The 24,764-nt window shown below is 67.0% G+C and carries 24 protein-coding genes and 1 pseudogene; 16 read left to right on the forward strand and 9 right to left on the reverse strand.

Features of this window, described 5'->3' with window-relative positions:
* A pseudogene (locus tag E1261_RS45255) lies at nucleotides 1-684 on the forward strand (hypothetical protein); the annotation flags it as partial.
* The gene (locus tag E1261_RS13035) at nucleotides 681-2,183 is read left to right on the forward strand and encodes an outer membrane protein assembly factor BamB family protein (RefSeq protein ID WP_132406247.1); all 1,503 of its coding nucleotides are present in this window, start codon (nucleotides 681-683) and stop codon (nucleotides 2,181-2,183) included. The pseudogene E1261_RS45255 and the gene E1261_RS13035, both read left to right, overlap by 4 nt.
* A 14-nt stretch (nucleotides 2,184-2,197) precedes the next feature.
* Here the strand turns inward: E1261_RS13035 and E1261_RS13040 are convergent, their stop codons facing one another.
* Nucleotides 2,198-2,839, reverse strand: coding sequence for a hypothetical protein (locus tag E1261_RS13040; RefSeq protein ID WP_132406249.1), 642 nt, complete (start codon nucleotides 2,837-2,839; stop codon nucleotides 2,198-2,200).
* Nucleotides 2,840-3,044: 205 nt separating this feature from the next.
* On the opposite strand from E1261_RS13040, the gene E1261_RS13045 reads away from it, so the two are divergent.
* The 3 genes from E1261_RS13045 to E1261_RS13055 all read left to right on the forward strand — a co-directional run bounded on the left by E1261_RS13045 (nucleotide 3,045) and on the right by E1261_RS13055 (nucleotide 7,149).
* Nucleotides 3,045-4,886: a PQQ-binding-like beta-propeller repeat protein gene (locus E1261_RS13045; protein ID WP_238176184.1), complete on the forward strand. Its 1,842-nt coding sequence runs from the start codon at nucleotides 3,045-3,047 to the stop codon at nucleotides 4,884-4,886.
* A gap of 81 nt (nucleotides 4,887-4,967) precedes the next feature.
* The gene (locus tag E1261_RS13050) at nucleotides 4,968-5,267 is read left to right on the forward strand and encodes a hypothetical protein (protein ID WP_132406253.1); all 300 of its coding nucleotides are present in this window, start codon (nucleotides 4,968-4,970) and stop codon (nucleotides 5,265-5,267) included.
* Nucleotides 5,260-7,149, forward strand: coding sequence for a hypothetical protein (locus E1261_RS13055; RefSeq protein ID WP_132406255.1), 1,890 nt, complete (start codon nucleotides 5,260-5,262; stop codon nucleotides 7,147-7,149). Before E1261_RS13050 ends, E1261_RS13055 begins: the two co-directional genes overlap by 8 nt.
* Here the strand turns inward: E1261_RS13055 and E1261_RS13060 are convergent.
* The 4 genes from E1261_RS13060 to E1261_RS13075 form a co-directional block, all read right to left on the reverse strand.
* A complete protein-coding gene (locus tag E1261_RS13060) occupies nucleotides 7,138-8,358 on the reverse strand; it encodes an NHL repeat-containing protein (RefSeq protein ID WP_132406257.1) in 1,221 nt (406 codons plus the stop codon). The genes E1261_RS13055 and E1261_RS13060 overlap by 12 nt on opposite strands.
* 93 nt (nucleotides 8,359-8,451) lie before the next feature.
* Nucleotides 8,452-8,718, reverse strand: coding sequence for a hypothetical protein (locus tag E1261_RS13065; protein ID WP_132406259.1), 267 nt, complete (start codon nucleotides 8,716-8,718; stop codon nucleotides 8,452-8,454).
* 38 nt (nucleotides 8,719-8,756) lie between these two features.
* Nucleotides 8,757-9,671: a hypothetical protein gene (locus E1261_RS13070; RefSeq protein ID WP_132406261.1), complete on the reverse strand. Its 915-nt coding sequence runs from the start codon at nucleotides 9,669-9,671 to the stop codon at nucleotides 8,757-8,759.
* Nucleotides 9,668-10,237, reverse strand: a complete 570-nt coding sequence (locus tag E1261_RS13075; protein ID WP_132406263.1) for a hypothetical protein — start codon at nucleotides 10,235-10,237, stop codon at nucleotides 9,668-9,670. Before E1261_RS13075 ends, E1261_RS13070 begins: the two co-directional genes overlap by 4 nt.
* Nucleotides 10,238-10,445: 208 nt before the next feature.
* Between E1261_RS13075 and E1261_RS13080 the strand changes: the two genes are divergently transcribed.
* From E1261_RS13080 to E1261_RS13130, 11 genes are all read left to right on the forward strand, one after another.
* Nucleotides 10,446-11,171 (forward strand): SAF domain-containing protein, encoded by a 726-nt coding sequence (locus tag E1261_RS13080; RefSeq protein WP_132406265.1) that lies wholly within the window; start codon nucleotides 10,446-10,448, stop codon nucleotides 11,169-11,171.
* Entirely contained in the window at nucleotides 11,171-11,971 is an 801-nt protein-coding gene (locus E1261_RS13085) for a MinD/ParA family ATP-binding protein (RefSeq protein WP_132406267.1), read from the forward strand. The genes E1261_RS13080 and E1261_RS13085 overlap by 1 nt, the downstream gene beginning before the upstream one ends.
* Entirely contained in the window at nucleotides 11,971-13,278 is a 1,308-nt protein-coding gene (locus E1261_RS13090) for a TadA family conjugal transfer-associated ATPase (protein WP_132406269.1), read from the forward strand. The genes E1261_RS13085 and E1261_RS13090 overlap by 1 nt, the downstream gene beginning before the upstream one ends.
* The gene (locus tag E1261_RS13095; protein ID WP_132406271.1) at nucleotides 13,275-14,165 is read left to right on the forward strand and encodes a type II secretion system F family protein; all 891 of its coding nucleotides are present in this window, start codon (nucleotides 13,275-13,277) and stop codon (nucleotides 14,163-14,165) included. Before E1261_RS13090 ends, E1261_RS13095 begins: the two co-directional genes overlap by 4 nt.
* Entirely contained in the window at nucleotides 14,162-15,079 is a 918-nt protein-coding gene (locus E1261_RS13100; RefSeq protein ID WP_132406273.1) for a type II secretion system F family protein, read from the forward strand. Before E1261_RS13095 ends, E1261_RS13100 begins: the two co-directional genes overlap by 4 nt.
* Before the next feature lie 40 nt (nucleotides 15,080-15,119).
* Nucleotides 15,120-15,320, forward strand: coding sequence for a hypothetical protein (locus E1261_RS13105; RefSeq protein ID WP_132406275.1), 201 nt, complete (start codon nucleotides 15,120-15,122; stop codon nucleotides 15,318-15,320).
* A 19-nt stretch (nucleotides 15,321-15,339) separates the two neighbouring features.
* Nucleotides 15,340-15,735, forward strand: a complete 396-nt coding sequence (locus E1261_RS13110) for a TadE/TadG family type IV pilus assembly protein (protein WP_238176185.1) — start codon at nucleotides 15,340-15,342, stop codon at nucleotides 15,733-15,735.
* Nucleotides 15,722-16,135, forward strand: a complete 414-nt coding sequence (locus E1261_RS13115) for a TadE/TadG family type IV pilus assembly protein (protein ID WP_132406277.1) — start codon at nucleotides 15,722-15,724, stop codon at nucleotides 16,133-16,135. The genes E1261_RS13110 and E1261_RS13115 overlap by 14 nt, the downstream gene beginning before the upstream one ends.
* Complete coding sequence (locus tag E1261_RS13120) at nucleotides 16,122-16,523, forward strand: TadE/TadG family type IV pilus assembly protein (protein ID WP_132406279.1); 402 nt, start codon at nucleotides 16,122-16,124, stop codon at nucleotides 16,521-16,523. The genes E1261_RS13115 and E1261_RS13120 overlap by 14 nt, the downstream gene beginning before the upstream one ends.
* Before the next feature lie 19 nt (nucleotides 16,524-16,542).
* Nucleotides 16,543-19,245, forward strand: coding sequence for a BTAD domain-containing putative transcriptional regulator (locus E1261_RS13125; RefSeq protein WP_132406280.1), 2,703 nt, complete (start codon nucleotides 16,543-16,545; stop codon nucleotides 19,243-19,245).
* 64 nt (nucleotides 19,246-19,309) lie between these two features.
* Nucleotides 19,310-20,293 carry a response regulator transcription factor gene (locus tag E1261_RS13130; RefSeq protein WP_132406282.1) on the forward strand — a complete coding sequence of 328 codons (984 nt, stop codon included), beginning with the start codon at nucleotides 19,310-19,312 and terminating at the stop codon, nucleotides 20,291-20,293.
* A gap of 2 nt (nucleotides 20,294-20,295) precedes the next feature.
* Here the strand turns inward: E1261_RS13130 and proS are convergent, their stop codons facing one another.
* The 4 genes from proS to E1261_RS13150 all read right to left on the reverse strand — a co-directional run bounded on the left by proS (nucleotide 20,296) and on the right by E1261_RS13150 (nucleotide 24,761).
* On the reverse strand, nucleotides 20,296-21,708 hold the full coding sequence (proS, locus tag E1261_RS13135; protein WP_132406284.1) for a proline--tRNA ligase: 1,413 nt from the start codon (nucleotides 21,706-21,708) through the stop codon (nucleotides 20,296-20,298).
* A gap of 148 nt (nucleotides 21,709-21,856) precedes the next feature.
* Nucleotides 21,857-22,756, reverse strand: a complete 900-nt coding sequence (locus E1261_RS13140; protein ID WP_132406286.1) for a TAXI family TRAP transporter solute-binding subunit — start codon at nucleotides 22,754-22,756, stop codon at nucleotides 21,857-21,859.
* Nucleotides 22,753-24,111: a sensor histidine kinase gene (locus E1261_RS13145; RefSeq protein WP_132406288.1), complete on the reverse strand. Its 1,359-nt coding sequence runs from the start codon at nucleotides 24,109-24,111 to the stop codon at nucleotides 22,753-22,755. Before E1261_RS13145 ends, E1261_RS13140 begins: the two co-directional genes overlap by 4 nt.
* Entirely contained in the window at nucleotides 24,108-24,761 is a 654-nt protein-coding gene (locus tag E1261_RS13150) for a response regulator transcription factor (RefSeq protein WP_132406290.1), read from the reverse strand. Before E1261_RS13150 ends, E1261_RS13145 begins: the two co-directional genes overlap by 4 nt.
* Nucleotides 24,762-24,764: the final 3 nt, after the last annotated feature.

Here is a 24,764-nt window from a genome sequence, read left to right on the forward strand (position 1 = left end):
GTCAACGCCATCCCCGCCTCGATCACCCTCACCGACGCCCTCGCTCTCGAAGCCCGTCCACTAGGCGGCGCCGAAGTACCGGTCGGCGTCGGCGGCGACACCCTCGCCCTCCGCACCTTCGACGCCTACGAACACGGCCCCGGCATCGTCGTCATCGGCCCACCCCGCTCCGGCCGCAGCACAACCCTCCTCACCATGTCCGCCTCCCTCCTCACCCGAGGCTGGCAACTAGCCGTCATCACCCCCCGCCGCAGCCCTCTCCGCGACTACCTAGGCACCGAAGGCGTAGCCGGCGTCTTCGGAGCCGATGCCGACAGCAACGAAGTGGCCGCCGTCCTCGACACTCTCAAAACCCCCCACGCCATAGTCATCGACGACCTGGAACTCCTAGGCCAAGACACCCCCCTAGCCGAACTCCTGGAAGCCCGAGTAGCCCTACTCCGCGACACCGGCAACCTGGTCATAGCCGCCGGCACCTCCGGCGACCTCTCCTCCATGTACCGAGGCCCCGTAGTAGCCATGAAGAAATCCCGCTCCGGCATAGTCCTCAGCCCCGAAAAATACGACGACGCCGAACTCTTCGCCCTCAACCTCCCCCAAGGCCTCCCCGCCGGCAACCCACCCGGCCGAGCCCTCCACATAACCAACGGCCAATACACCCGAATCCAAGTGGCCCTCCCGTGAGCGCTGGCAAACGACGTAAGGCCCTGCTGATCGGCCTCCCGTTAGTCCTGATAGTGGCCGGCGGCATCGCCGTCCGGGTTGTTCCGGACCGCTGGGCCGCACGCTGTGCGGCAGTCAGTGACCGAATCCCGACGGACACCCTGCCATCGGTGCAGTTCCAGGCTCCCGACCAGTTCAAGCTCGGGACACCGGCTTGGAGCAAGCAGTGGTGGACCGAGAGCCTGGCGGCGGCTGCGAAGAACCCCTCGGCGCTGGGCACATTTCGAGGTGCCCTGCGCATCGAAGGCGACGAACTGGACGGTGCCGCCGGGTCGTTCGGGGGCCGGGATATGGCCGGGGTGCGGGATACATGGCGTGGAAACGTCCTGCTCACGATGTACCCGGACGTCCATCCCGACGGCGTAGCTGTGCGGGTCAACCGATCCGCCGACGCCAAGGCGTGGGCCATCCCGGACCGCAGCAGCTCCGTAGATTTCCCTGCCGGGGGCGACCAGATGATCCTGGCGGACACACCGGCCGGCCGCGCACGCCTGGTCTCGATCAACCGCGACAGCGGAAAGACGACCTGGTGCCAAGAGCTTGGCGACCTGGGAGACCTCAACAGATTCGGTCCGGCGATCGCTTCCGTCCCAAGATCCGGCAGCCTCTTCCTCGCCGAGCCCACGTTGGCACGCTCCGAGGATTCGACCGTCATGATCAGCCGACGCAACCTGGCCGACGGAAAGCTGTTGTGGCGAGTGCCGGCCGCCGGCTTCCACCGTGTCGCGACGGTCGAGCCGTTCCAGGATCTGGTCCTGGTTGCCAGGACCGGACCGTCGCTCAGCAGCAACGACCGCTACCGGCAGTTCGGCGATAGTCCGCAACCGGCAGGCAACGTGGTCCAGGCCCGATCGGCCGCCGACGGCGGTATGCGCTGGACCTACGGCGGCCCGGACAAAAGCGGCTGGATGAACTCCATCGTCGGCATCGACGGGGAAACGGCGGTTGTCCTGTCCCAGCGCGATCAGAAGGTGTGGCAGGGCAACGTCCGAGATGAGCGCCTGCACCCCGAGGATGCTCTCCAGACCACGAGCCAACTCATCGGGTTAGGGGCCGATGGCAAGGAGCGGTGGCGCCAGGATCTCGGCAACAGGCTGTACTCGTGCCGAGGATTCGGTACGGCGATCGAAGCGGGCGTCGCCCTCAGCGTCGAGGGTGACTTCCACCAACCGTTCGAGAACCAGGTCCTGGTCGCCCGAGACAGCAGAACCGGAGCGATACGTTGGCGGACCCCGGTCGCGGATTACACCTTGGCCCCCGACTTCTGGGGCTACAGGCTGATCGGCGACCGGCTTCTGACCGGCTCCCAAGGCGAGAAGCTGATCTCGATCGACCTACGGACCGGCGCCATCGATCATCCTCTGGGCGAGAACACCCGGTATGGCGGTATCGCCATTGACGACCAGTCGGTCACGATCGATGCCTCCGGCCTCCTGCTGACTTTCGACCGTCCGCGCTGAGCCCAACCCATGCTTTACGGCTCGGGCCATCCCCCGCTGGCGCATGCGGACTGGGCACCGTCGTCAACTGCTACGACCCGCCATTGGCCGCGCTCATTGGTGATCAGTGGCAGCATGTCGACCCGCGGATGGGCCACGACATCCGGATCGGGATGCAGCGTCCCGTCGGGCCGGACGATCCGCAGGCCGGACTGATCCTGACAACCTGTCGGCCGTCTCGCATCAGATCTGATCGTAATCTCGAGTTCGCCACCCACGCGGACCTTGTCGGCCTTGTGGTCAGCGATGTACCCACGAAGACTCCTCAGCGCATCGTCCGTCGCGACCTTCGCCAACTGGGGATCCTCCACGTACGTGGCGAGCCCTTTGTAGTACGCACGGATGTAAGTGACCCAGGCCCGGATCGCCAGCTCCTCGTCATTGACCGCCTGCCGCTCTGGCCGATGAACAGTCAGCCTGAGCTTGCCGAACTGGTCAACGGTGACCGTAGGCACGGTTGCCGGAGTCAACGCTGCCTGCGGCTCAGACGGCATCGACTGCGACGCCTCGGTGCGTGACGGTGATTCGTAGCCATCACGGCCGTCGCCTTGGCACCCGGCCAGAGCCACCCAAACTACTGCCAGCGCAGCAATCCGCCGCGTACCGTGCACCGTCATCCTGAGCTCCCCAAAGCCGTGCGGCCCAGCACACAGGGCCAGGTAACGCTGACACTGTACGTCGATAGGGTTGCTACTTTGCGTTCGGTAGCTCGGTTCGCGATGCCACGGGGGAGACCACGATACGAGTAAGTCTGACGACCAGGAGTCGATCCAGCGTCGGTACCATCGCGCCAAGATTGCCGGTCGCGTTCTCGCGGCGACGGTGCTTCTCGCGCTGATGGTGCTGCCGTGGCTGGAGATCTCAGGCGAGCGTGCGACCGACCCGCGCGAAGTCTTTCGCGGACTCCAGATACTCAGCTCGGTCCGCGACCAGGTCGAAACGACGTATCTGAGTGCCAGTGCACAATCGCTGGTTCTCGGATACCTGGTATTTGCGTTCGCATGTCTGCTGTCGCCGGTGAGTCTGACGGGGGTGATCAGCAGCATCGCCGGTACGGCGACCACCGCAGCGCTCCTGATGGCGATCGATCCCCTCCACGAAGCTTCCTGGCGGTTCGGGCCATTGGTAGCCGTCGTCCTGTGGATCACGACAGTCGTGGTCGCAGTCATCGGCTGGTCGTCCGAGCCACGTGAAGTCGTCCGGAGCGCCCGCAAGCGCCGATTCGCGCTGGTGACCGCTGCAGCTGTCACGCTGGCAGCTGCCTCGTTCGGCGGGGTCAGCGGCTGGGACGCGTGGAAGCACCGCTGCTCGGCGCAGGTTGCGCAGACACCGGACGCAAGCCTGCAGACGATCCACACCGAGCCGGTCGACCGGGCCGACTTGCGCCCGATCGAGGCGAGCAACGACCTGTTCAGCAATCCTCAAGGCGCTCGGGCCGTGCTGGCATCGGCACGCGAGCCCGGCGGTGGATTCCGCCCGGCGAGCCAGGTTTTCGTCGCCAACCGCAGCGATCAGTCGGCGGTGCCGACTGGCTACCTCAACGATGATCCGGTCGTCTCAGTCTGGCGTAGAGGAGGCCCGTCCAGGTCGGTGGCCGTCTTGGACCGGACCACCGGTCGCGCCCGGTGGGGACGAGCCAACGTCGAGGGCGCTGTTCCTGGGCGGAAAGTCCCTGGCCAGTTGACGACGTCGCAGTTGGGATCGCGCCCGCTCGCGGCGTCCTTCGCCGCGGCCGACGGCGAACTCGAGTGGTGCACCTGGATCGGGAAGGGGACGCTGACCGAGGACCGCTCGATGTTCTACTCCTCCTTGTCCGCGGACAAGGAGTTGTACGTCGTCCGCGGGCCGGTCGAGGACCCCGACAATCCTTACAAGCGGCCGAGTGACCCGAGTGTGCTGCTGGCCCGGATCGACGCCCGCTCGGGCGAGGTCGCCTGGGAAGAATCAGTCTCCGGTGTCAACGCCGTGGGTGCGCTGGAGATCTTCGGCGAGCAGATCCTGCTCAGCCGTGTCAACCCTGGCCCCGGCTGGCCCCGGACTCTGCAAGTTGGGTCGGACTCGTCCGCGGGCAGTCTCGTCGCGCGATCGACATCGACCGGCGACGCGGCCTGGACCTACGCCGGTCCCGACCGTTCCCGCTGGGTGGTCAACGCCGTCGGCGTCCACGACGACACCGCGCTGGTCGTGGCCCGTGGATTGACGACCGACCTGAAGGGTGCATCGGACGACGGCCGTTTCCGGAGCTGGCTGATCGGTCTCGACGGGAACGGGAAGGAACGCTGGCGCCACGATCTGCGAGGCACTGCCACTGACAAACTCGCCGACGCCACGAGACTTGCCGGCGACGCTGTTCTCACGGTGGAAAGTACCTGGAAAGAACCGGCCCAGCGTCTCGTCGCGCGTGAGATCGCGACCGGGAAAGCGCGATGGACCCGCAGCACCGGCTCCTCTCTGTCTGACATCGACCTGGAGAGATCCGCCGTCATCGGCAACCAACTCGTCGTCGCTGTGCAGGGAAACGAGGGTGGGCTGCTGGCGATCGACCTGGCTACGGGCAGGGAACAGACCATCATTGCCACCGGCGGCGTGCAGTCCGTCGTCGCCTCGGACAAGTCGATCACCTTCGCAGCCGAGGGCCTCGTCATCACTCTTGACCGCGCCTGAACAACCACCTCTGTTTGCAGGAACGTGCAGTGTGCCCCGATGGACAAGACGGGTGCGCCGCTCGCGCCTTACGATGGCTGGATGGGGAATGTGCCGCATCCGCTGCGTACCTACCTGCTGGAGCTGCAGAAATCTGTTCAGGGTGTGCAGCAGCAGTTGACCGGCAAGCTGGATCGGCCGCACAAGAATTTTGCCGCGGGCAACATCTGGGCCGGTCCGACGGCCGATCGATGGGGGACCCGTCTCAGCGACCAGCGGACGTCGTACAACACCGAGCTGAACAGACTCGGCAACGAGGTCGCGGAGCGCCTGGCGAAGACCCCTGCCACCTGCACCGAGGAAGAAGCCACGGACTGGAAGCGGAGGCTGGGTCTTGCCTGAACCACGAGAGGGCAACCTCGTCGGGATCGACCCGGTCGCGTTCAAGGCGATGAACACCGACCTGGCGAAGGTCAAGGCACTGATCGACGCCAACCTACCGAAGCTTCGCACCGCGTTCGCCAAGATCGAGCTGCAGACCGGCCGCATCGAACGTCTGGCCGCCGTCAGCCGCTGGATCGACTCCGAAATGCCCATGCTGCAACGCCGCCAACTCCTGGCCCAGCAACTCCAGAAGGAAGCACTGCAGTTCGGTGTCTCCCAGCCCATGGTCCGCAGCGAATCGACTGGCAACTTCGCCACCACCGAAGCTGCCGTCGCCCGAGCCAAGGCACTGGCCGCGCAATACAAGGAGGGCGAACTACCCGCTGCGGTCTGGGACGAGGTGATGCAGAACCAGCACGACCCGGACTTCGCCGAAGCCTTCGTCAAAGCGATCGGTCCGGAAGCGGCTCGACTGCTGGGCGCTTCCACCGGTAACCCGGAAGCCTGGAACGACAGGAACGATCCAGCTGCTGCCGGACGGTACGTCGCGCTGGCAAATCTGTTCGCGACGGCGAGTCACCGTGGTGTGATCACCGACGACTGGCTCGACAAATTCCCCGGCCTGGTCGATCTCATGCGCCATGGCACGTGGAACAACGGCGTCCTGGTCCGCGCCGGGCAACGCGCGCTGGACTCGTTGCAGGTGATGCCGGGCAATAACAAGCGGACGGCCGAGGTTCTCACCATCGTCGCTCGGTCACCGATCGCGGCCGCCCAGCTGTATGCTTCCAGGCTCGAGATCCTCCAGCGGATGATGCAGGGCGAGCTGGCCGGCTGGACTTCTACCTCGGATCCTGCTCTCGGTGACCCGCTCGGCAAGTTCCTCACTGCGGCGACAGTCGACGCCCGGAAGCAGTACGAGGGACTTCGTACCTCGGCAACGTGGCCCAACCCGACCGACGAGCTCGTTCGCAACATGCTTCTGAGCCTCAAGGATCGTCCAGGACAGACGCCGTTCGCCGGTGTACAGAAGGCCTACACCGCGATCGTGACCGAGTATTTCGACGATCTCTACCAGTCCGTCTCCGGACCCATGGTGCCGAAGTACTTCGCCGACGGCGATCCTGGACGGCAAGGTGTGGAAGCGCCGAGAGAGGCTTGGAGTGCGATTGTCCAGCAGGCGATGTGGAACCCCGAGTACGCAGCTGCGCTCAGCCTCTTCTTCCAGGCCAAGTACCAGGAGAAGTCCCAGGCGATCGATGCGTTGACTCCGAGGAAAGGGGCAACCGCGCAGACCAGCCTGTGGAACTGGCATAACGGTCAGTTCAGAGGATGGTTCACGCTGCGAATCGCTGTCCTCAGGCAGCAGAAGAAAGATGAGGTTGCCGCATACAACGCCAAGGTGCAGGAATACACCGGATACATCATCGACACAGCGTCTGCGGGAGCCCTCGCAGGCGGCGGCGTGTCCGGCGTCACGACTGCGGCAGGTAAAACCATCAGCGGTCTGTTCAAGAGCTCCACTGTCACTGACATCAAGGGCCTGGTGGCCAGCTGGTTCGAGCGCGAGGTCGAGAAAGACACTCTGAAGACAGAATGGGCGACCGACTCCAGTGCTTGGCAGGTCAAGGCCCGCGATCTGCTGAAGACTCCAGCTGAACCTGTTACGGATGCGTCTGGACACGTATGGACCGGCGATCCAGGACGCTACGAGAAGATGTACGGCGCGAAGTTCACGACCGGAAGCGAAAGCGCACCGTTTCTCGACGTCGCATCGATGTCTCCTGCTGGTCGCCGTGCCTTCGCCGCCTGGTTGGAGGATCCGGCGGTTCAACAGGCAATTTGGAGTCGGGCCAGCCCGGAGCTGGGCGGTTACCAAGCCTCGATATCAGGTGGGTAGTGAAAGCCGGCCGATCAGTGAGCGACCATTCCGAGCTGTCACGAGCAGGTAGATGTTTCCAGCACCGACCGCGGCATTCTGCACTGGCCAGCCTGCGGTGGTCAAGGATCCGTCAGGTTGGACGAGACGGACCATCTTCTGAGTGTCCTGCCCGTCGTTGATCTGCAATGCGGATTCCACGATCGCAGACTGATCCGCCGTGTATTGGCCCTTCCAGTGGAACGCAGCCGGAATCTGGCGACGGTTCTCCGGCGGATTCACCGTGATGGGCATCGCGATGTACCCGCGGTCGAAGCTGATCCCGGTCCCCGCAGTGAACAGCGGGTGAGCGTCTGCAGCATCACCATCGCGGGCGAAAGGTTTCTCGCCGGGGTTGGCAGCGCCGGGATCGCGGCGTCGGGCAACCCCTCGCACGGTCCCATCGGACGAGAACGCCAAGACGCCGCCTTCGGCCTGTGCATAGATCGTTCCGTCGTCGCCGGAGGCCAGGCTGTTCAGTTGGAAATCGCCGGGGAGTGGCCAGTCGAGCGACTTGGTGCCGTTGGGCGGCGACACAGAACCCGGTATCGCCTGGCCGAACGCCTCCTCGCTCCGATACGGCACGGCCTGCCCGGCGATGGTCTCGACCTTCCCTGACATGACGCGCCGAAGAAGTCCCATTGCTTGGTTCTGGGCACGGAAGTCGCGCACCTCGCCGTAAACAAGGTTGCCATCTGCATCGACTGTGATCCCGCCGATGTCGTCTGCCGGTCCAAGCGCTGTTCCGCCGTCGGCGGTCGCGCCCGCGTGTCCGTTCCCGACGATGCGTGTGGCTTGTCCGGTCGGGCTGATCTTCGAGACCATCCCGACGCCCTTACCCGAGTGAGAGACGTACATGGTGCCGTCCTGGGCGACGGCGAGTTGGGACGCGTCAGTGATCTTCGGATCGACGAGGATCCGATGCGCGGCACCATCCGGCGCGAATGCCCAGATACTGACCCGGTCCTCGTCGTTGACCAGCAGTCTGACCGTTCCGTCGCGCCCGATCTCCAGGTCGCTCGTATTGCCGGTGAGCGCCAGGTCTAGGGCCTTGGTGGCGTCGGGATTGGTGCCGCCGCCGGCGATGATCTGGACTTGTTGGCCGTCGTCCTGCTTCTTGTCCTGGTCGGTGCAAGCGGTGAGGGCCAGGGTGGCGGTCAGGCAGATGATCGCGGTTCGGCGCCAGGTCATGGCGGTCATGCTAGTTCTCCCGGGGGTGTGGCTCTTGGTGGGGAGTACGGCGAAGCCGGCCAGCGTGGGGCTGGCCGGCTTCGGAACGATGGTTCAGCTGCCGGTGGCTTGGGCGATGGCTTGGCGGTTTTTCTGGACTGCGGTGGAGGCGTTGTTGAGGTCTGTTTCGATGTTGGTGATGTTTTTCTGGCACTGCTGCCAGGCGACGCGGAAGTCGTCGGCGTACTTGCCCTTCCAGGTGGTGCTGCTGACGACCTTGGTGGAGGCGGTCTTGAGCTGGCCGAGTTCGTTCTTGAAGGCTTCGAGCTTGGCCTTCAGGGCGTCCATTTCCGGCAGGCTACCGCCGACCATGTCGTTCATCGGTTCCTCGCTTCGCTTCTGTGGTTGACGTCTGCTGGTTAGCGGACGACGGTCTGGCGTTCTTTGACGGTGATGGGAAGAGTGGCTGTGTTGGTGGGGCCTTGGATGTCGTCCTGCTCAACGCCGCCGAGCTGCCATTTGACTGTCCAGTTCATGGCGGCGGTGAGGGTGTAGGTGCCGGCGCTGGTGTAGGTGACGGTGCAGGCGTCGGCGGCGTTGGCGTCGGGTGAATAGGGGATGCCGATGCCGGCGCAGGTGGGCTGGTCGGCGCCGTTGCCGGGGTCGATGGCGAAGTCGGGGACGATCTGCCATTCGAGGGCGTAGCCGAACAGGCTGATGGTTTTGGCTTGTGGCTTGTACGTCGCCGGGTCGTACTGGCCGTTGGCGTTGGTGAGCCAGATCCAGGTGGGGAAGTTGACCTTGTTGTGGCCGGCTTTGGGGTTCACCGCGAGGTGGGTTTCGGGGAACGGGATGGTGCCGGCGATGTAGTACATGACTTGTTCGGCGGTCGGGCGAGTTTCGGGTGGGGTCTTGAAGAACTCGAACCTGATGCCGGCGCGGCGCATCCACTCGTTGCGTTTGATGTTGTCGAAGTCGTCCCAGCCGGCCATCTCGGCTTCGAACTTTTCGAGGGTGTCGAACTCGCCGAAGCGGCAGTAGTGGGCGTACCACTGGCCGTCCGGGCCGGCTACGGGTTCGCCGGGCAGGGGTACGTAGTCGGGCTGGGGTACCCAAACGCACAAGGGTGGTTTCCCACCCTTGGTCCACTTCGTCTTGTCGGTCCCCCCGGGCTTCTTTGTGCCGCGCGGACACTGCAGGTTGCCATTCGCCCGCGTACCGGTGGCATTCATCGAGGGGACGCAATCGGGGGTCCCAGCGTCGGCAGTGCCGGAGGCGATCTGAAGGCTCGCAACGAGAAGGGCTGCTGCAGCGGCCGCGGTCAGCCGGTTCACTTGGTGCATCCGTAGGAGGCCGGCTCCGCGCGGGTGTCGAAAACCATCCACTTGCCTTTGATGAGCTTGAGTTTGTCGATCCGGGTGAGTTTGCCGCCGGGTTCCGCGATGTTCTTGCCGGTTTTGCGGCTGACGGCGGTGTACTGGTCGTCGACGCAGGCGGTCACGGTGCTGATCTGGGGCTTGGCGCTCAGCGACAGGTCGCTGATGCGGGACTCGATCAGGCGCATGTTGCCAGTGACCTTGGCCCGGTGGATCCCCTTGAAGAGGTTCATCTGATTCTTGACCGTCTCGAGGCCGCCTTCGGTCATGTACTTCTCGTAGGGATAGGTGACACCGCCTTCGCGGTAGCCCTTGTCGAGCGCGACGATGAACGCCGCATAGGCGGCCAGGACCTGGGTTTTGGCCGTTGCGGTGGGGTCGGCCTTCGTCGGAGTCGGGGTGGGTGTGGAGGTTGGGACCGCTGGGGTGCTCGCGGTGGCTGCGGCGGGCTTGGTGTCGCTGCCGCAGGCTGCGAGGGACAGGAGGAGGGCTCCTGCTGTCACGGTCGCGCCGAACCTGTTCACGTACTGCCTCCCCGAAAAAGTCTGATACAAACAGGTGATTCTAGGTGACAGAAGGTCCCGAAGCGATCGCTGGAAGTTGCAGGAACGTGCAACTGTTGGTGATCGATTGCCGACCGACTGTCGGGATAGGGTTAGCGCTACGCCGGGCGGGGGCGGGTGAGGATCTCTTGTGGACATAGCCCGCTTGATGTTTTGAGGAGAGCGGTAGATGTCCAGCACAGCCGGCACTGAGTCGGTCGATCGGCAGCGTCAGCGTGCCCAACGGTCAGCAGGTGGAGCGGGTGGTTCGTCCCGGCTTCCGGCCGCGCCCAAGCGGCGGCGGCCCGCGGTTGCGGCGCTCGCCGCGCTTCTGGTGGTCGGCGGTGCGCTGATCGCCGGGCTGCTCGCGGTCCGGATGGACGAGCGGCAGTCGTATCTGCAGGTGTCCCGGGACATCGCGGCCGGCGAGAGGATCGAGCGCGGTGATCTGACGGTGACCCGGGTCGCCGCGGACGTGCCCGGTCTGATCGAGCAGTCCCAGGCCGGCGTGGCGATCGGCAAGTACATGAAGGTCGCGTTCAGCAAGGGACAGCTGCTGGACTCGAGGTCGCTGAGCGACCGCGCCCCGTTGCAGGACAACACGGCCGCCGTTGGTATCACCCTGGCCGAGGGCCGGTATCCGGCCGGCGGCCTGGCTCCCGGGGACCAGGTCAGGTTGGTCCGGATCGGCGCGGTCTCGACACCCGGTGCGGTGATCGGCAACGCCGTCGTCCTCGCCGTCAAAGCGCCGGCCGACAAGGGCTCCGGCCTCGGAAGCAAATCCTCGTCGTCCGAGACGCAGACCCTGACGGTGGTGGTCGACGAGACCTTGGTCACCGCCGTGGCCGATGCCTCAGGCAACAACAAGATTGCGGTCGCGCTCCTCAAGAGCGGGACGTCGCTGAAGGGGCGATAGTGGGTCTCTACGTCCTCGCCGCCGCGAAGGGTTCGCCGGGCGTCACCACCTCGGCGGTCGTGCTGTCCGGCATCTGGCCGGGGGAGCCGATCCTGGCGGATCTCGATCCGGCCGGTGGTGACATCGCGCTGCGGTACCGCGACACCTCGGGCGTGCCGCTCGACCCGAATCGCGGTCTGCTGTCGCTCGGAGCCGCAGTACGGCGTGGTGCGGCCGAGGTGCAGTTGTCCGATCACGTCCAGCAGATCTCCGGCGGTCTCGAGGTTCTGACCGGCGTGACGTCACCTGATCAGGTGCAGGGCCTCGGCTCGACCTGGCAGCACCTCGCGAAGTCGCTCCGTTCGGTTCCCGGCCGCGATGTCCTGGCCGACTGCGGTCGACTGGCGCCTGGTGCGGTCACCATGCCGGTGCTGCAGAGCGCGGATGCGGTGCTGATGCTGGCCCGGCCGACGCTCGAGGGCCTGTCCCACCTGCGCGAGCTGATCCGCGGCCTGTCCGAGATGCTGAAACTCGGTGGGTACGACGGAGTGCCCGTCGGAGTCGCTCTGATCACGTCGTACCGCGATGCCCGGACAGCCACGGACGTGCAGTCGATCCTCGATCAAGCCGGCCTACGGACGTCCGTGCTCGGCATCCTGGCCGAGGACGACAAGGCGGCTGCCGCGATCCGCACCGGCGACGGCCGCCGGGCCAGGCAGTCTCTGCTGACTCGATCAGCGGCAGAGATCGGCGAGCGGCTTCGCCGGCTGGGCCACGATCGCGCCGGTGCCCAGACGGCAGTTGCCCAGGGGAGTGTCTGATGGATCAGTCGCTGGTGCGCAGCCTGCGCGAACAGGTCGCCGAGATCCTCGCCCGGCAGCGGCGTGAGGACACGGCCAACGGCCTGCCGCAGATGACCGCGGAGGACGAGCGCCAGTTCGCCCGGGCCGTAGTCGCGCGAGTGCTGGAGGACCACGCTCGCTCGGAGCTCGCGGCCGGCCGGACGCCGCCGAGCGCGAGTGACGAACAAGACCTTGCCGACGGCATCCATGCCGCTCTCTTCGGTGTCGGCCGGCTGCAGCCGTTGCTCGATGATCCGATGGTGGAGAACGTCGACATCAACGGCTGCGACCGGGTCTTCATCGGGTACGCCGACGGTCGTGAGGAACGCGGAATCCCGGTCGCGGAGAACGACGACGAACTGGTCGAGCTGATCCAGACGCTCGCCGCGTACTCGGGCCTCGCCAGCCGTCCGTTCGATGCGGCGAACCCTCAACTCGACCTGCGGTTGCCCGACGGCAGCCGGTTGTCCGCGCTGATGGGCGTGGTGGCCCGGCCGTCACTGTCGATCCGCCGGGCTCGGTTGTCCCGCGTCAGCCTGGAGAGTCTGATCGAGCACGGCACGATCAGTATGGAGCTGGCCGCGTTCCTGTCGGCCGCCGTCCGGGCTCGGAAGAACATCATGATCGCCGGTGCGACCAACGCCGGAAAGACGACGCTGCTGCGAGCCCTGGCGAACGAGATTCCGCCGGAGGAGCGACTCATCACCGTCGAGCGGGCGCTGGAGCTCGGCCTCGGTGAGTTCGAGGACCTGCACCCCAACGTGCTGGCAATGGAGGAGCGACTGCCGAACTCCGAGGGCCAGGGCGCGATCGTGATGGGCGAGCTGGTACGGCGGAGTCTGCGGATGAACCCGAGCCGGGTGATCGTCGGTGAGGTGCTGGGCGACGAGATCGTCACGATGCTGAACGCGATGAGCCAGGGGAACGACGGCTCGCTGTCGACGATCCACTCGAACTCCTCGCTCGAGGTGTTCAACCGGATCTGCACCTATGCGATCCAGTCCGCCGAGCGGCTCCCGGCCGATGCCACGATGATGCTGATCGCCGGTGCGATCGACTTCGTCGTGTTCGTTGAGCGGCGCAACGAGTTCGCGCAGGGTGGTGCGCTGCGCCGGGTCGTCACCTCGGTGCGCGAGGTCAACGGTGTCGACGGGCGGGTGCTGTCGAGCGAGGTATTTGCCGAAGGCACCGATGGCATCGCCGTACCGGCGGCTCCGATCGCCTGTATGGCGGAGCTTCAGGCTGTCGGATACCGGGCGAGCGCGCCTGCGGGGTGGGCGACGTGAGTACGCCGTCCGTGACGCTGCTGCTGATCGTCGTGGCTGGTGCCGTGGCGGGTGGTGCGCTATTGATGCTGGTCCTGGCGCTGATCCCGCGTGCCGAGTCGACCGAGGTGAAGGCACCGTCGGCCCTGCTCGGCACAGTTCGCCGAGCTGGTCTGCGGCTGCCGATCGCCATCGGTGCCGGTCTGCTGATCCTGCTCCTGACCAGGTGGCCGGTCGCTGCGATCGCTGCCGGGGTGCTGGTCTTCGCCTGGCCGATGCTGTTCGGCGGTTCGCAGCAGGAGCGGGTGGCGATCGCCCGCCTCGAGGGCGTGGCGAACTGGACGGAGTCCTTGCGAGACACCGTGGCCGGTGCTGTTGGTCTCGAGCAGGCGATCCCGGCGACCGCGTACGCCGCGTCCCCGGCGATCGTGAAGGAGCTGTCGGCGCTGGCAGACCGGCTCAGAGTGCGGGTTCCGCTGGGACAGGCACTGCAGCGGTTCGCCGACGAGATGGACGACTCGAGTGTCGACCTGATCGTCGCCACCTTGATTCTGAACTCCCGGTTGCGAGGTCCTGGCCTGCGCGAGGTGCTGACTTCGCTGGCCGACTCTGCCCGGGCCGAGCTCGACATGCGGCAGCGGGTCAGCGCAGGTCGCCGGGGTACTCGCCGGAGCGTGCGGATCGTGATCGGGGTCGCCCTCCTCTTCGTCTTCGGGCTGTCGATCCTGAACCGGCCCTACGTCGAGCCGTATTCGACGCCGATCGGGCAGGTCGTTCTGCTGGTGATCCTGGGTCTCTACGCGCTCGGCTTCATCTGGCTGCGGCGGCTCGCGGCCTTCGAGACTCCGGAACGCTTCCTGCACGCCCGGGACCGGTTGCCCGACGTCGACGGTGGGATCCGTCGATGACGCTGATCATGGTGTGCGGTGCGATCGTCGGCGCGGGACTGTTCGTCGCGCTGCGGATGATCGACCGGTCCGCGCCGGCCGGCCCGGTCGCGCTAGCACAGCTGGACCGGGACCGGCGCCGGTTCACCCGGGAGCTCAGCCTCACCGCGGACCGCCGGCACCAGGCCGAATCGCTGCGGATGCGCCGCCTGGGAACGAATCTGCGCCGGCTCCTGGAGTCCCGCGGGGTTCAGGTCCCGGCATCGGTTCGCGCAGATCTCGGCGTCGCCGGCCGCTCGCTGGAGGCGCATTTGGCCACCAGCCTGATGTCCGGGGTCGCCGGGTTCTTCTCGCCGATCCTGCTGCTCGCGCCGGTCAGCCTGGTCACCGGTGGCGTACCGGTGGTCATTCCGATCTGGTTGTCGTTGATCGGAGCCCTGCTCGGGCTGGTGGTCCCGACGACCCAGTTGCGGACCGTGGCCGCTGACCGTCGCCGCGATTTCCGGCATGTCCTGAGCGCCTTCCTCGATCTGGTCGCGATGAACCTGGCCGGTGGCCGTGGTGTTCCGGAGGCGCTGTCGTCGGCCGCCGGGATCAGCGACGGCTGGGCGTTCGTCCGGATCCGGGACACTCTCGAGACCGCTCGCTTGCAGGGCATCACGCCGTGGGCGGCCCTCGGCGAGCTCGGCGAGGAGCTGTCCGTCGACGAGTTGCGGGACCTGGCCACCGCGCTGGCCCTGGTCGCCGAGGACGGCGCCAAGGTCCGGGAGTCCCTGGCGGCCCGGGCCACGTCGATGCGTCGGCGCGAACTGGCCGACACCGAAGGCCGGGCGCAGACCCAGTCGCAGTCGATGCTGATGGCGCAGATGCTGCTCGCCATCGGCTTCCTGATCTTTTTGGCTTACCCGGCGGTTTCCCGGGTGATGGGGTTCTGACCCGGACTCCGGATCGAACCGTTCACAGGAAGGAAGAACAATGAAGAACTCGATGCACCTGGAGCTGGTCCGGGTCCTGATCGGTGCTCGGCTCGAGCGGGCCCGCAGGACCGAGCAGGGCGTGTCCGCGGTGGAGTGGGTGCTGATCTCGGCAGCAGTTGCCGGGATCGCGATCGCCGTCGGCATCATTCTCTACAACCGGCTGACCGGTAAGGCCAACGACCTCGAGCTCGGCGACTGATCGCGGGGGACCAGAACACATGAAGATGCGGCATCGGCGGCGGACCGAGCGTGGGGTGAGCACGATCGAGCTCGTCATCTACGCGCCGTTGCTGATGCTGATGATCTTCCTGGCCATCCAGTTCGCGCTGATCTATCTCGGCAATCAGGCAGCCTCCTCGGCGGCGCGGGAGGCGGCCCGTACGGCGCGGACCACGCTGGACCGGGACGCGGCCGCGGCAGCAGGAACGGCGTACACGGAGAAGATCGGCAAAGGCATCCTCGAGGACGTCACGGTGACCGTCGAGCCGGTCGGCGAGCACGAGGTCCGGGTGGTGGTGACCGGGCATGCCCTGAAAATCACCCCGTTCCTGAACCCACCGACCGTGTCGCAGTCGGTGCAGGGCCCGTTGGAGGAGTTCCGTGAACCCGAGTGAGCGAGAGCGCGGGTCGATGGCCGTCGAGATGGTCATCCTCGCGCCGGTGATGATGGCGTTCGTCCTCCTGGTGGTCGCCTGCGGCCGGTACGTCGCGGTCCGGGGCGACATCGAGGCCGCCAGCCGGGACGCCGTCCGGGCGGCTTCGCTGGAGCGGTCGGCCGGGAAGGGCACCGCGGCCGCGGATCGGGTCGCCGCAGTCGCCGTCGAACACCCGGAGCGGTGCGCTCCGGCCGAGCTCACCGGTGATTTCGTTGCCGGTGGCACCATTACCATCACGATCACCTGCGACGTGTCGTACGCCGGTCTCGGGCTGCTCGGTCTGCCCGGCTCGAAACGAGTGAGCGTCAGTAGCTCGGCGCCCATGGACACCCATAAGGAATTCGATGCGCAGCCGTGACGACCGCGGTTCCGCGACCGTCTTCCTGCTGGGCTTCGCCACCGTCCTGATGGTCGCGGCGGGCCTGGTCATCGATGGTGGCCTGGCCATGAACGGACGCGAACGGATCACCGACGACGCCGAGCAGGCAGCCCGGTACGGCGCGGACGCCACCGACGAGAACGCACTACGCCTGGATGACGAGCTGCAGGTCAATGTCAGCACGGCCGTCGACCGGGCCACCGGGTTCATGGCCGAGCGCGGGTACCACGACATCGACGTACAGGTTGACGGCAACGCCGTGACAGTGTCTGCCGCGGGCACTGTCGACACGGTGCTGCTGAATCTGGCAGGAATCGGATCGTTCACTGTGCGCGGTGAGGCCACGGCAGTCGCCGTGGACGGTTAGCAGGAGGAAGAAGACGACGATGTCCCGAACACCGGGCCCGGCCCGTTTCCTGGTCGACGAGAACGCTGCGACACCACAGCGTTCCGTCGGCCGGGCGGTCCTTGCTGCCGTGGCTCTGCTGGTTCTGGTCGTGGGGATCCCGGTCGCCCTGGCGATCTTCACCGGGCCTCCGCCGGTGCCGCACAGTTGGCCGACGCGTGAGGCGCTGACCAGTCCGGTCGGCGTCGGCACGGTGCTGTCGGTGCTCACCTTCGTGGTCTGGCTCGCCTGGCTGCATTTCGTGATCTGCGTCGTCGCCGAACTACGCAGCGCGCTTCGTGGTCGTGGTGTCCCGCGGCCGATCCCGCTGGGTGGCGGCAGTCAGCGCATCGCCCGCATTCTGGTCAGCGCGATCATCGTCACGGGAATCGCGACCGGTACCGCCTCCGCCAGTTCGCCGGCGCACGCTCCGGCGCCGCCGCCGGTGACCCACAGCGTCGCGATAGCCCAGCCGACGCCGACGGCGACCCCCGAGCGGGTCGAGGCAGCGGCCGAGAGCGCGAATCCCCTTGCTGGTAAGAAGGTTTACCTCGTCAAGGCGCCGCGCTCCCATCACCACGACAGCCTGTGGGACATCGCGGAGAAACATCTCGGTGACGGCCGCCGGTACAAGGAGATCTACGAGCTCAACAAGGATCGTCCGCAGCTGGACGGTCAGCGGCTGCACCTGGCCCGGCTGATCATGCCGGGCTGGCAGCTGATCATGCCGGAGGATGCTGTCGGGGTCTCGCGGATTCCGGTCGAGCAGGTCGAGGAGCGGCACACGACCCCCGAGCCGAAGCCGACCACCAAGCCGGAGCAGCATCGGCCCGCGGTCGAGGACGGCGGGCACACCGCACCGGCTGAGCAGCCGGGTGATCAGGCCAGCGTGGATCAGACCGACACCCGTTGGCGGCTGCCAGCTGACCTTCTGGGTGGCGGTCTGCTGACTGCGGGCCTGCTGGCCGTGCTGCTGATCGAGCGTCGCCGGCGCCGGGGCAGCGACCCCGACCAGGCGGCGACCACGGCAGAGGTTGCGCTGCGGGTCGGTGGGGACCCGAGGCGCTCGCTGGCGCTGGACCACGCACTCCGCTCACTCGGTCAGCTGTGCGAGGCGCAGAATCTGCCGCTGCCGTCGATCTTCGCCGTGCTGGTCAGTGACGAGTGGATCGAGCTGATGCTGGCTCCCGGCCAGACCGGCGCACCGGCGCCGTGGCAGGTTCTCGATGACGGCGGGCGGTGGCGGATCGCCCGCGCGGACGTCGTACCGGACGCCGGTGGCCCAGCGCCGTACCCGGCTCTGGTGTGCCTCGGCCGCGACGACCAGGGCCGCGACGCGTTGATCGATCTCGAGGCGGCCAGTGGGGCCGTCAGCATCAACGGCGACGCGGTGGTGGCCCGGGAGGTTGCGAGTTCGGTAGCCGTCCAGCTCGCCACCAACCCCTGGGCCGACCTGCTCGAGGTGACCGCGTCCTCGCTGCCGGACGGGCTCGACGAGATCCTCTCTGACCGGCTGCGGGTGATCCACGACATCGAGGCAGTGCTGCCCGAGCTCGAGGGCGCCGACCCGCGGTCCGACGTACTCACCGGACAGCTCGGTCGTGCGGCGGACGAGATGCCGCGGTACGTCGTCCTTGGTGCTCCCCCGAGTGAGACCACGGTGGCGCGGTTGGGTGCACTGGCTGGCCGCGGGCGGAACGGGTTCGGCCTGCTAGTCGCGGGGCCGGTGCCTGGGGCGCGCTGGCAGTTGCTCGTCGACGAGTCCGGCATGTTGCGGATCCCTGCACTCGATCTGACAGTGCAGGCCAGCCGGCTGAGCGAGAAGTCGCTGCACCAGGTGACCGATCTGCTGGCCGCGGCCCGGACCACGGCCAGCGTGGACCCGACCGGTCAGCTCCGAGTCCCGAACGCCGGCCGGTCCGGTGACGACTCGAGCTGGGCCACCGCCAAAGTGCGGGTCGGCGTGCTCGGCCGTCTGGACGTCCGGACACCGGGCGACATCGAGCCGGCCCGCTCTGCGCTCGCGGTCGAGGTCGTCGCCTTCCTGGCACTCCACCCGGGCGGTGTGCATCCGAGCGTGCTGGCGGCGTCGGTGTGGCCACGAGGTGTCACGGCGGAGGTGCGGGATGCGACCGTGGCCCGGGTGCGGCAGTGGCTCGGGACGGACTCCACCGGCTCGCACCAGCTCCGCATCGACCCGACCGGCCGCCTGTACCTGGGTCCTGAGGTCGCGGTGGACTGGGACTGCTTCTGTGAGCTTCTGCGGCGCAGCCGGACCGCGCAGACCACCAGGGACGAGCGTGAGTTGCTCCGGCGGGCCATGCATCTGGTGCGCGGACCGTTCCTCGGTGACCGAGCGCCGGGATCATGTTCCTGGCTGGCGCGCGTGCACCTGGAGCGCGTCGTACCGGATCTCGTCGTGAACGCGTCGCATCGGCTGGCCGAGTTGTCGCTCGGAGACGACGACCCGGCTGGTGCCTCGACCGCCGCACGGGCTGGGCTGCGGCTGGCCGTCGGCTCGGAGTACCTGTGGCGTGACCTCTTGATCGCGGAGTTCCGATCGTCCGGTCAGCGGGCCGCCGAACAGGTGGTTCAGCAGCTGGGCGAGATGGCGCAACGTGAGGGAGCTGTGGTCAGCGCGGAGACCGAGTCCCTGATCGAGGAGCTGCTCCCGGGGCGGATGAGCGCGCGGCGGGTGAGCTGATCCCTTGGCTTTCGGGGGTTGCTTCGGCATAGTCAGGGGTTGATCGATAGAGCAGGGGTGTGCCGTGCCGGAAGACGGGCCGGCCCCGCTGAGGGTTGATGCCGAGACTGCGATCATCCTGCGCGAGGCCTATCACAAGATCGAGGCGCTGTTCCGCGCCGACCACTACGGGCTGTACGACTATGTGCGGGTCGTGGTGGCGAAGGTTGCGCGGGTGGACACGTTCTATGTGGGATTCCTGCACGGGACGACGCGGGTGCGGTATCCGTACGGGTACGACGACGGGCGGTACGTCGATCCGGATACGCATCGGTTCGGGCCGCAGGGGCAGACGGCGTGGTTGCTGAAGAATCGGCAGACGTATCGGTTCGCGTACGACAACGGGGCTGCGCTGCATGCCGGCGTACCGATCGGGGAGGTCGGGCGGCGGTCGGCGGATGCGGTGACGGTGCCGATCTTCCGGTCGGTGAAGGACGGGGCGGACCAGCTGTTCGGCATGCTGTCGATGCAGAGCTACGAGCCGCAGGTGTACGACGACAACGCCGTACGGGCGTTCGAGTGGATTGCCGGTGTGGTCGGGCGGGTGCTGACCCGGGAGGGTGAGGATCGGGACGCGTTGCGGCGGTTGCCGGCCGGCGATGTCGGGCCGGGGTTGCTCACGTCGGATCACGTGATGGAGTACCTGACCCATCGGATCGCGTCGATCCGGGAGATCGCCGCGGAAGCGATGTCGGCCGATGCCGTGCCGACGGAGGTGCAGGGGCATCTGGTCCGGATCGTCGAGACGACCGAGCACATCCAGTCCGAGCTGATCGAGATGCTGCTGGAGACCGATGAAGGGCCGGAACGGCGGTTCGCGGGGTTGACGAAGGCCCAGCAGGGGATCGCGGTGCTGCTGGCGGACGGGTTGGACAATGACCAGCTGGCGGCGGAGCTGGGGATCAGCCTCAACACGGTGAAGACCCACCTGAGCGCGATTCTGCGCAAGTACGGGATGGCGCATCGCGCTCAGGTGGCCGACGACGTACGGAAGTACCTTGCCCCGTAGATCTAGTAGGAGCGGGCTACGAAGGCGGTTAGGCCGCGCTCGTTGTCTTCCACCGGGAGTGTGCCGTCCTGGCGCTGCAGGCAGCGGACGGTGAGGGCGGCGGTGGCCAGGCGGTCCTCGCCTTCCTCGCCGATGACGTCGTACGGGAGGGTGGCCCAGCCGGTTGCTGCAGCTTCGATTGCCTCGTCGACGGTGCTGACAGCTGTGGTGCGGGCGGTTTGGCGGGCGAGCGCCTCGTCGTGGAGCCAGGTCTGGTCGGCCTGGAGAGCCTCCACGATCGTCGGCACCAACTCGGCCAGCGGTACGGCGGACTTGGCCGAGGCGCGGAGGCGTCGTACGACGGTTGCAACCCCGGACTGCTGGTCGCGCGGCCCGATCTCGACGCGGACGGGGACACCCTTCAGCTCCCAGTTGATCGCCCGCCGGCCGAAGGGCTGGTCGGTGCGGTTGTCGAGGTGCACCCGGACGCCGACCGCGCGCAGGTCGTCGGCAATCTGACCGGCGGCCTCGGCATTCTCGTCCTTGATCGCCAGTACGACGACCTGGGTGGGCGCGGCCAGGGGCGGGATGCGGAGTCCGGCGTCGTCGCCGTGCACCATGATCAGGCCGCCGAGCATCCGGGTCGAACTGCCCCAGGACGTGGTCCAAGCCAGCTCGCGTTGTCCGTCGCGGGACAGGTAGCCGATGTCGAAGGCGCGGGCGAAGTTCTGCCCGAGCTCGTGGGACGTGCCCATCTGCAACGCCTTGCCGTCACCCATCATCGCCTCGAGCGCGATCGTGTTCACCGCACCCGCGAACCGCTCCCGCCGCGTCTTGCAGCCGACCACGACCGGAATCCCGAGCATGTTCTCGATCACCTCGCGATAGACGTCAACCGCGATCCGGGTCGCGTACGCGCGGGCCTCAGCAGCCGACACATGAGCTGTATGCCCTTCCTGCCAAAGGAATTCGGTCGTCCGCAGGAACGTCCGGGGACGAAGCTCCCAGCGGACCACGTTGGCCCACTGGTTCAGCAGCAGGGGGAGATCGCGGTAGCTCTGGATCCACTTGGCCATCGACTCACCGATGATGGTCTCCGAGGTCGGCCGGATCACGGCGGGCTCCTCGAGCTGCTTGCCGCCGGCGTGCGTGACGACGGCGAGCTCGGGGCTGAATCCCTCGACGTGCTCGGCCTCCCGCTGCAGGTAGCTCTCGGGAATCAGCAGCGGGAAGTAGGCGTTCTCGGCGCCCGCTTCCTTGATCCGCCGGTCCATTGCCGCCTGGCACAGCTCCCAGATCCCGTAGGCGTACGGTCGGATGATCATCGTGCCCCGCACCGGCCCGTTGTCGGCGAGCTCGGCTTTGGCAATCACATCCTGGTACCACCGGGGAAAGTCCGTCGCCTGCGCGGCAAGCACGGATCGGGTCGCTGTCATACCCGGCAGTCTAGGAACGGTTTCCCGGATGCGGCCACGCATTTGTCGCCCGAACGACAGGACGTATACGTATGCGACGGCGTTCGCGCGGTGGCTCCAGGCGGGGCACCGGGCTCTACGTAGACGGATACATCCTGTCCTTCGGAGGCTAGCCGTAGAGGTGCTGGTACTCCGCGGCTGCGCCGGAATGTAGTGGGATGGGCGTGGTGACGACCAAAGACTGGAGATTCAGGTACTGCGCTCCGACGGCGGAGGGTGGGACCAGCAACCGGGCCTGCCGGACGAGGGTGTTGGTGACCACGCGGGCGACGGCGGTGGGCAGTTCCGGTCGGCAGAGCAGGAAGTTGGGGATACCGAGGACAGCAACCGCTCCGGGGGCCTTGTAGACACCGGCCGGGACGAGGACGTCCTGGTAGACCGAGCCGAAGGTACGGCGGAGTGGGGCGAGCCAGTCGCCGAGCGGCAGCAGCCGGATCGGGGTACGACGGCTCAGCTTGTCGAGCGTGGTGGTCGGAACGCCACCGGACCAGAACATCGCGGCAACCCGGTTGTCGGCGAGCGCGGTGGCGGCCTTCTCGAGCGGGAGGTGGTCCTGGGTGCAGTCCACCCGAGCCGCGGCGAGCAGCCGGGCCGCGGTGACGGCGGCCCCGGATCCGGCGGCACCCGCGGAGATCGTCGTACCGGCGAGGTCGGTCAAGGACTTGTACGGGCTGTCCGCGCGGACCACGCACTGCAGGTAGTTCTCGTAGACGCGGCCCAGTGCGCGGATGGACGATCCGGAGGTGATGGCGTCCGCGAGGCTCAGAGCCAGATCGGTCTCCCGCGCGGCGAGCAGCCGCAGGTTGTCCGTACTCCCGCCGGTCTGCCGAACCGTCACCTCCCGAGCAACCCCCGCCACCCGCAACTGAATCGCCAGCAACTGTGCGAACTCCAGATAAAACCCACCAACCTCCCCAGCCGCAATCGTCAACCGATCAACCGCCGGCCCCCGACCACATCCAGCCAGTACCAGACCTGCTGTACCCAGAAGCACCGTTCGCCTTTTCATGTTGCTTCCGGCAACTTGATGGTGGCGGTGAGGCCGTGCGGGGAGGTCTCCGACAGCTCCAACGATCCGCCGATGGCTAGGGCGGTTTGTTCGGCTATGGCTAGGCCTAGGCCGGTTCCCGACGTCTTGGTGGGGCCGCGCCAGAAGCGTTGAGTGGCCAAAAGTAACTCGCTCGGCGGGATGCCGGGGCCATTGTCGGAGACCTGTACGACGATGCCGTCGGGACCTCGGGATGAGGAGATGATCACGTGCGCGCCGGGGCCGGCGTACTTGATGGCGTTGTCGAGGAGAACCCCGACGAGTTGGCCGAGATCGTGGTCGTCGACGGCGGCAACCAGGCCGGCGGTCGCCTGCAGTTCCAGGGTGATGTCAGCGGCCGTTGGTTGCCAGGCGTCGATCTCTTCTTGCAGGACGGCCTCGACCAGGCAGGTTGCGTTCGTGGGCTCACTCAAGCCGTCGGTGATGCGGCTCTCGATCGCGGCCAGCTTCAGCAGCCCAGCCAGCACGTTCTCCAACCGCTCGAGATCGTGCTGAACATGAGCCAACCCAGCAATTCCCGGGTCCAGCGAATCCACCCGCAACCGCAACGACGCCAACGGGTTCCGGAGCTGATGGGAGGAGTCGGCAACCATCTGCCGCTGTACGTCGATCGACCGCTGAACCGTCGCGCCCATCACCTCGACCGATCGTGCCAACCGCCGCAACTCAGGCGGGCCACTCGCCTGCAGGGGCTGATTCCACCCGCCCGACCGCCCCAGCTCCACGACCGCGTCCTCCAGCCGACCCACGGGCCGGATCACCCACCGAGAAGCCTTCGACGCCATGAACAGCAACAACAACTGAGCAGCCACGGCCGCCGCGCAGATGATCGCCCACGACCGCGTCACGTCATCAAGAGCGGCCCGCGCGTCGACCGCCAGTACGACCGCACCGGCAGGCTCTTGCGGCGAACCGACCGGTGCCGCAATCAGCGTCCGGGCCGAGGTCCACGGTCGCAGCGTGTCGATGGTGAGCTGCGGCAAGTCCCGAGCCGCCAACTCCGCAACGGGACCCACGCCGGGCGACGCCATCGTGATGCCGCCGGTCGACACCATCACGTGCCCGGAAGCATCGGTGATCAGGACGGCCTCGTCGTACAGCTCCTGGTGTCGCTCAGCCTCCAACCGCACCCCGCTGTAGTCACCATCGGCCGCAGCCCGCCCGGCCAACCCGGCGAACCGGGCGAGCGTGGCGCTCCGAGCGAGTTGCAGAGCCTGCGTGCGAGTGTCCGAAACCGAGTCCAGGAAGGGAATCACGAGCGCCGCGAGCAGAATGAACGAGACGACCGCAAGCACCCCCATCAGCCGGGCTCTCATGGTTCGAGCCGATACCCGAAGCGCCGGATCGTGGTGATCACCGGCCGGCCGAGCTTCCCGCGGAGCTGATGCAGATGCACGTCCAGCGCCTTCGACTTGGTGACGAACGCGTCCCCCCAGACCTCGTCCTGAATCACCTCCCGGCTAACTGCAGTCCCGGCCCGCCGGGCCAACGCGGCCAGCACGTCGAACTCGATCGGCGTCAGGTGGATCACCGAACCGTCCAGCGTCACCTCCCGCAGCCCGAAGTCGATCCGCAGCCCGCCCGCCTCGTACGCCGTACCGTCCGGAGCCGACCGTCGGTAGCGCCGGGCCGAGGCCTCGATCCGGGCCAGCAGTTCGGCCAGCCGGACCGGTTTGGTCAGGTAGTCGTCAGCGCCGAGCCGCAAGGCCAGTACGACGGACCGTTCGTCGTCGCGGGCGGTCAGCACGATCACCACCACGTCGTCGACCCGGCGGAGTTTGCGCAGTACCTCGAGACCATCGATGTCCGGCAGGCCCAGGTCGAGCAGGATGACCTGGGCCTCCGCGTGCCGAAGCAGGACGTCTTCCCCGCGGCCGACCAGCGTGACCTCGTGACCGTTGGCGCTCAGCACATCCCGGAGCGAACGACCGAGCGTTTCGTCGTCCTCGGCGATGAGTGTGCGCATTGG

The sequence above is a fragment of the Kribbella albertanoniae genome (assembly GCF_004348455.1).
GTDB classification, from domain to species: Bacteria; Actinomycetota; Actinomycetes; order Propionibacteriales; family Kribbellaceae; genus Kribbella; species Kribbella albertanoniae.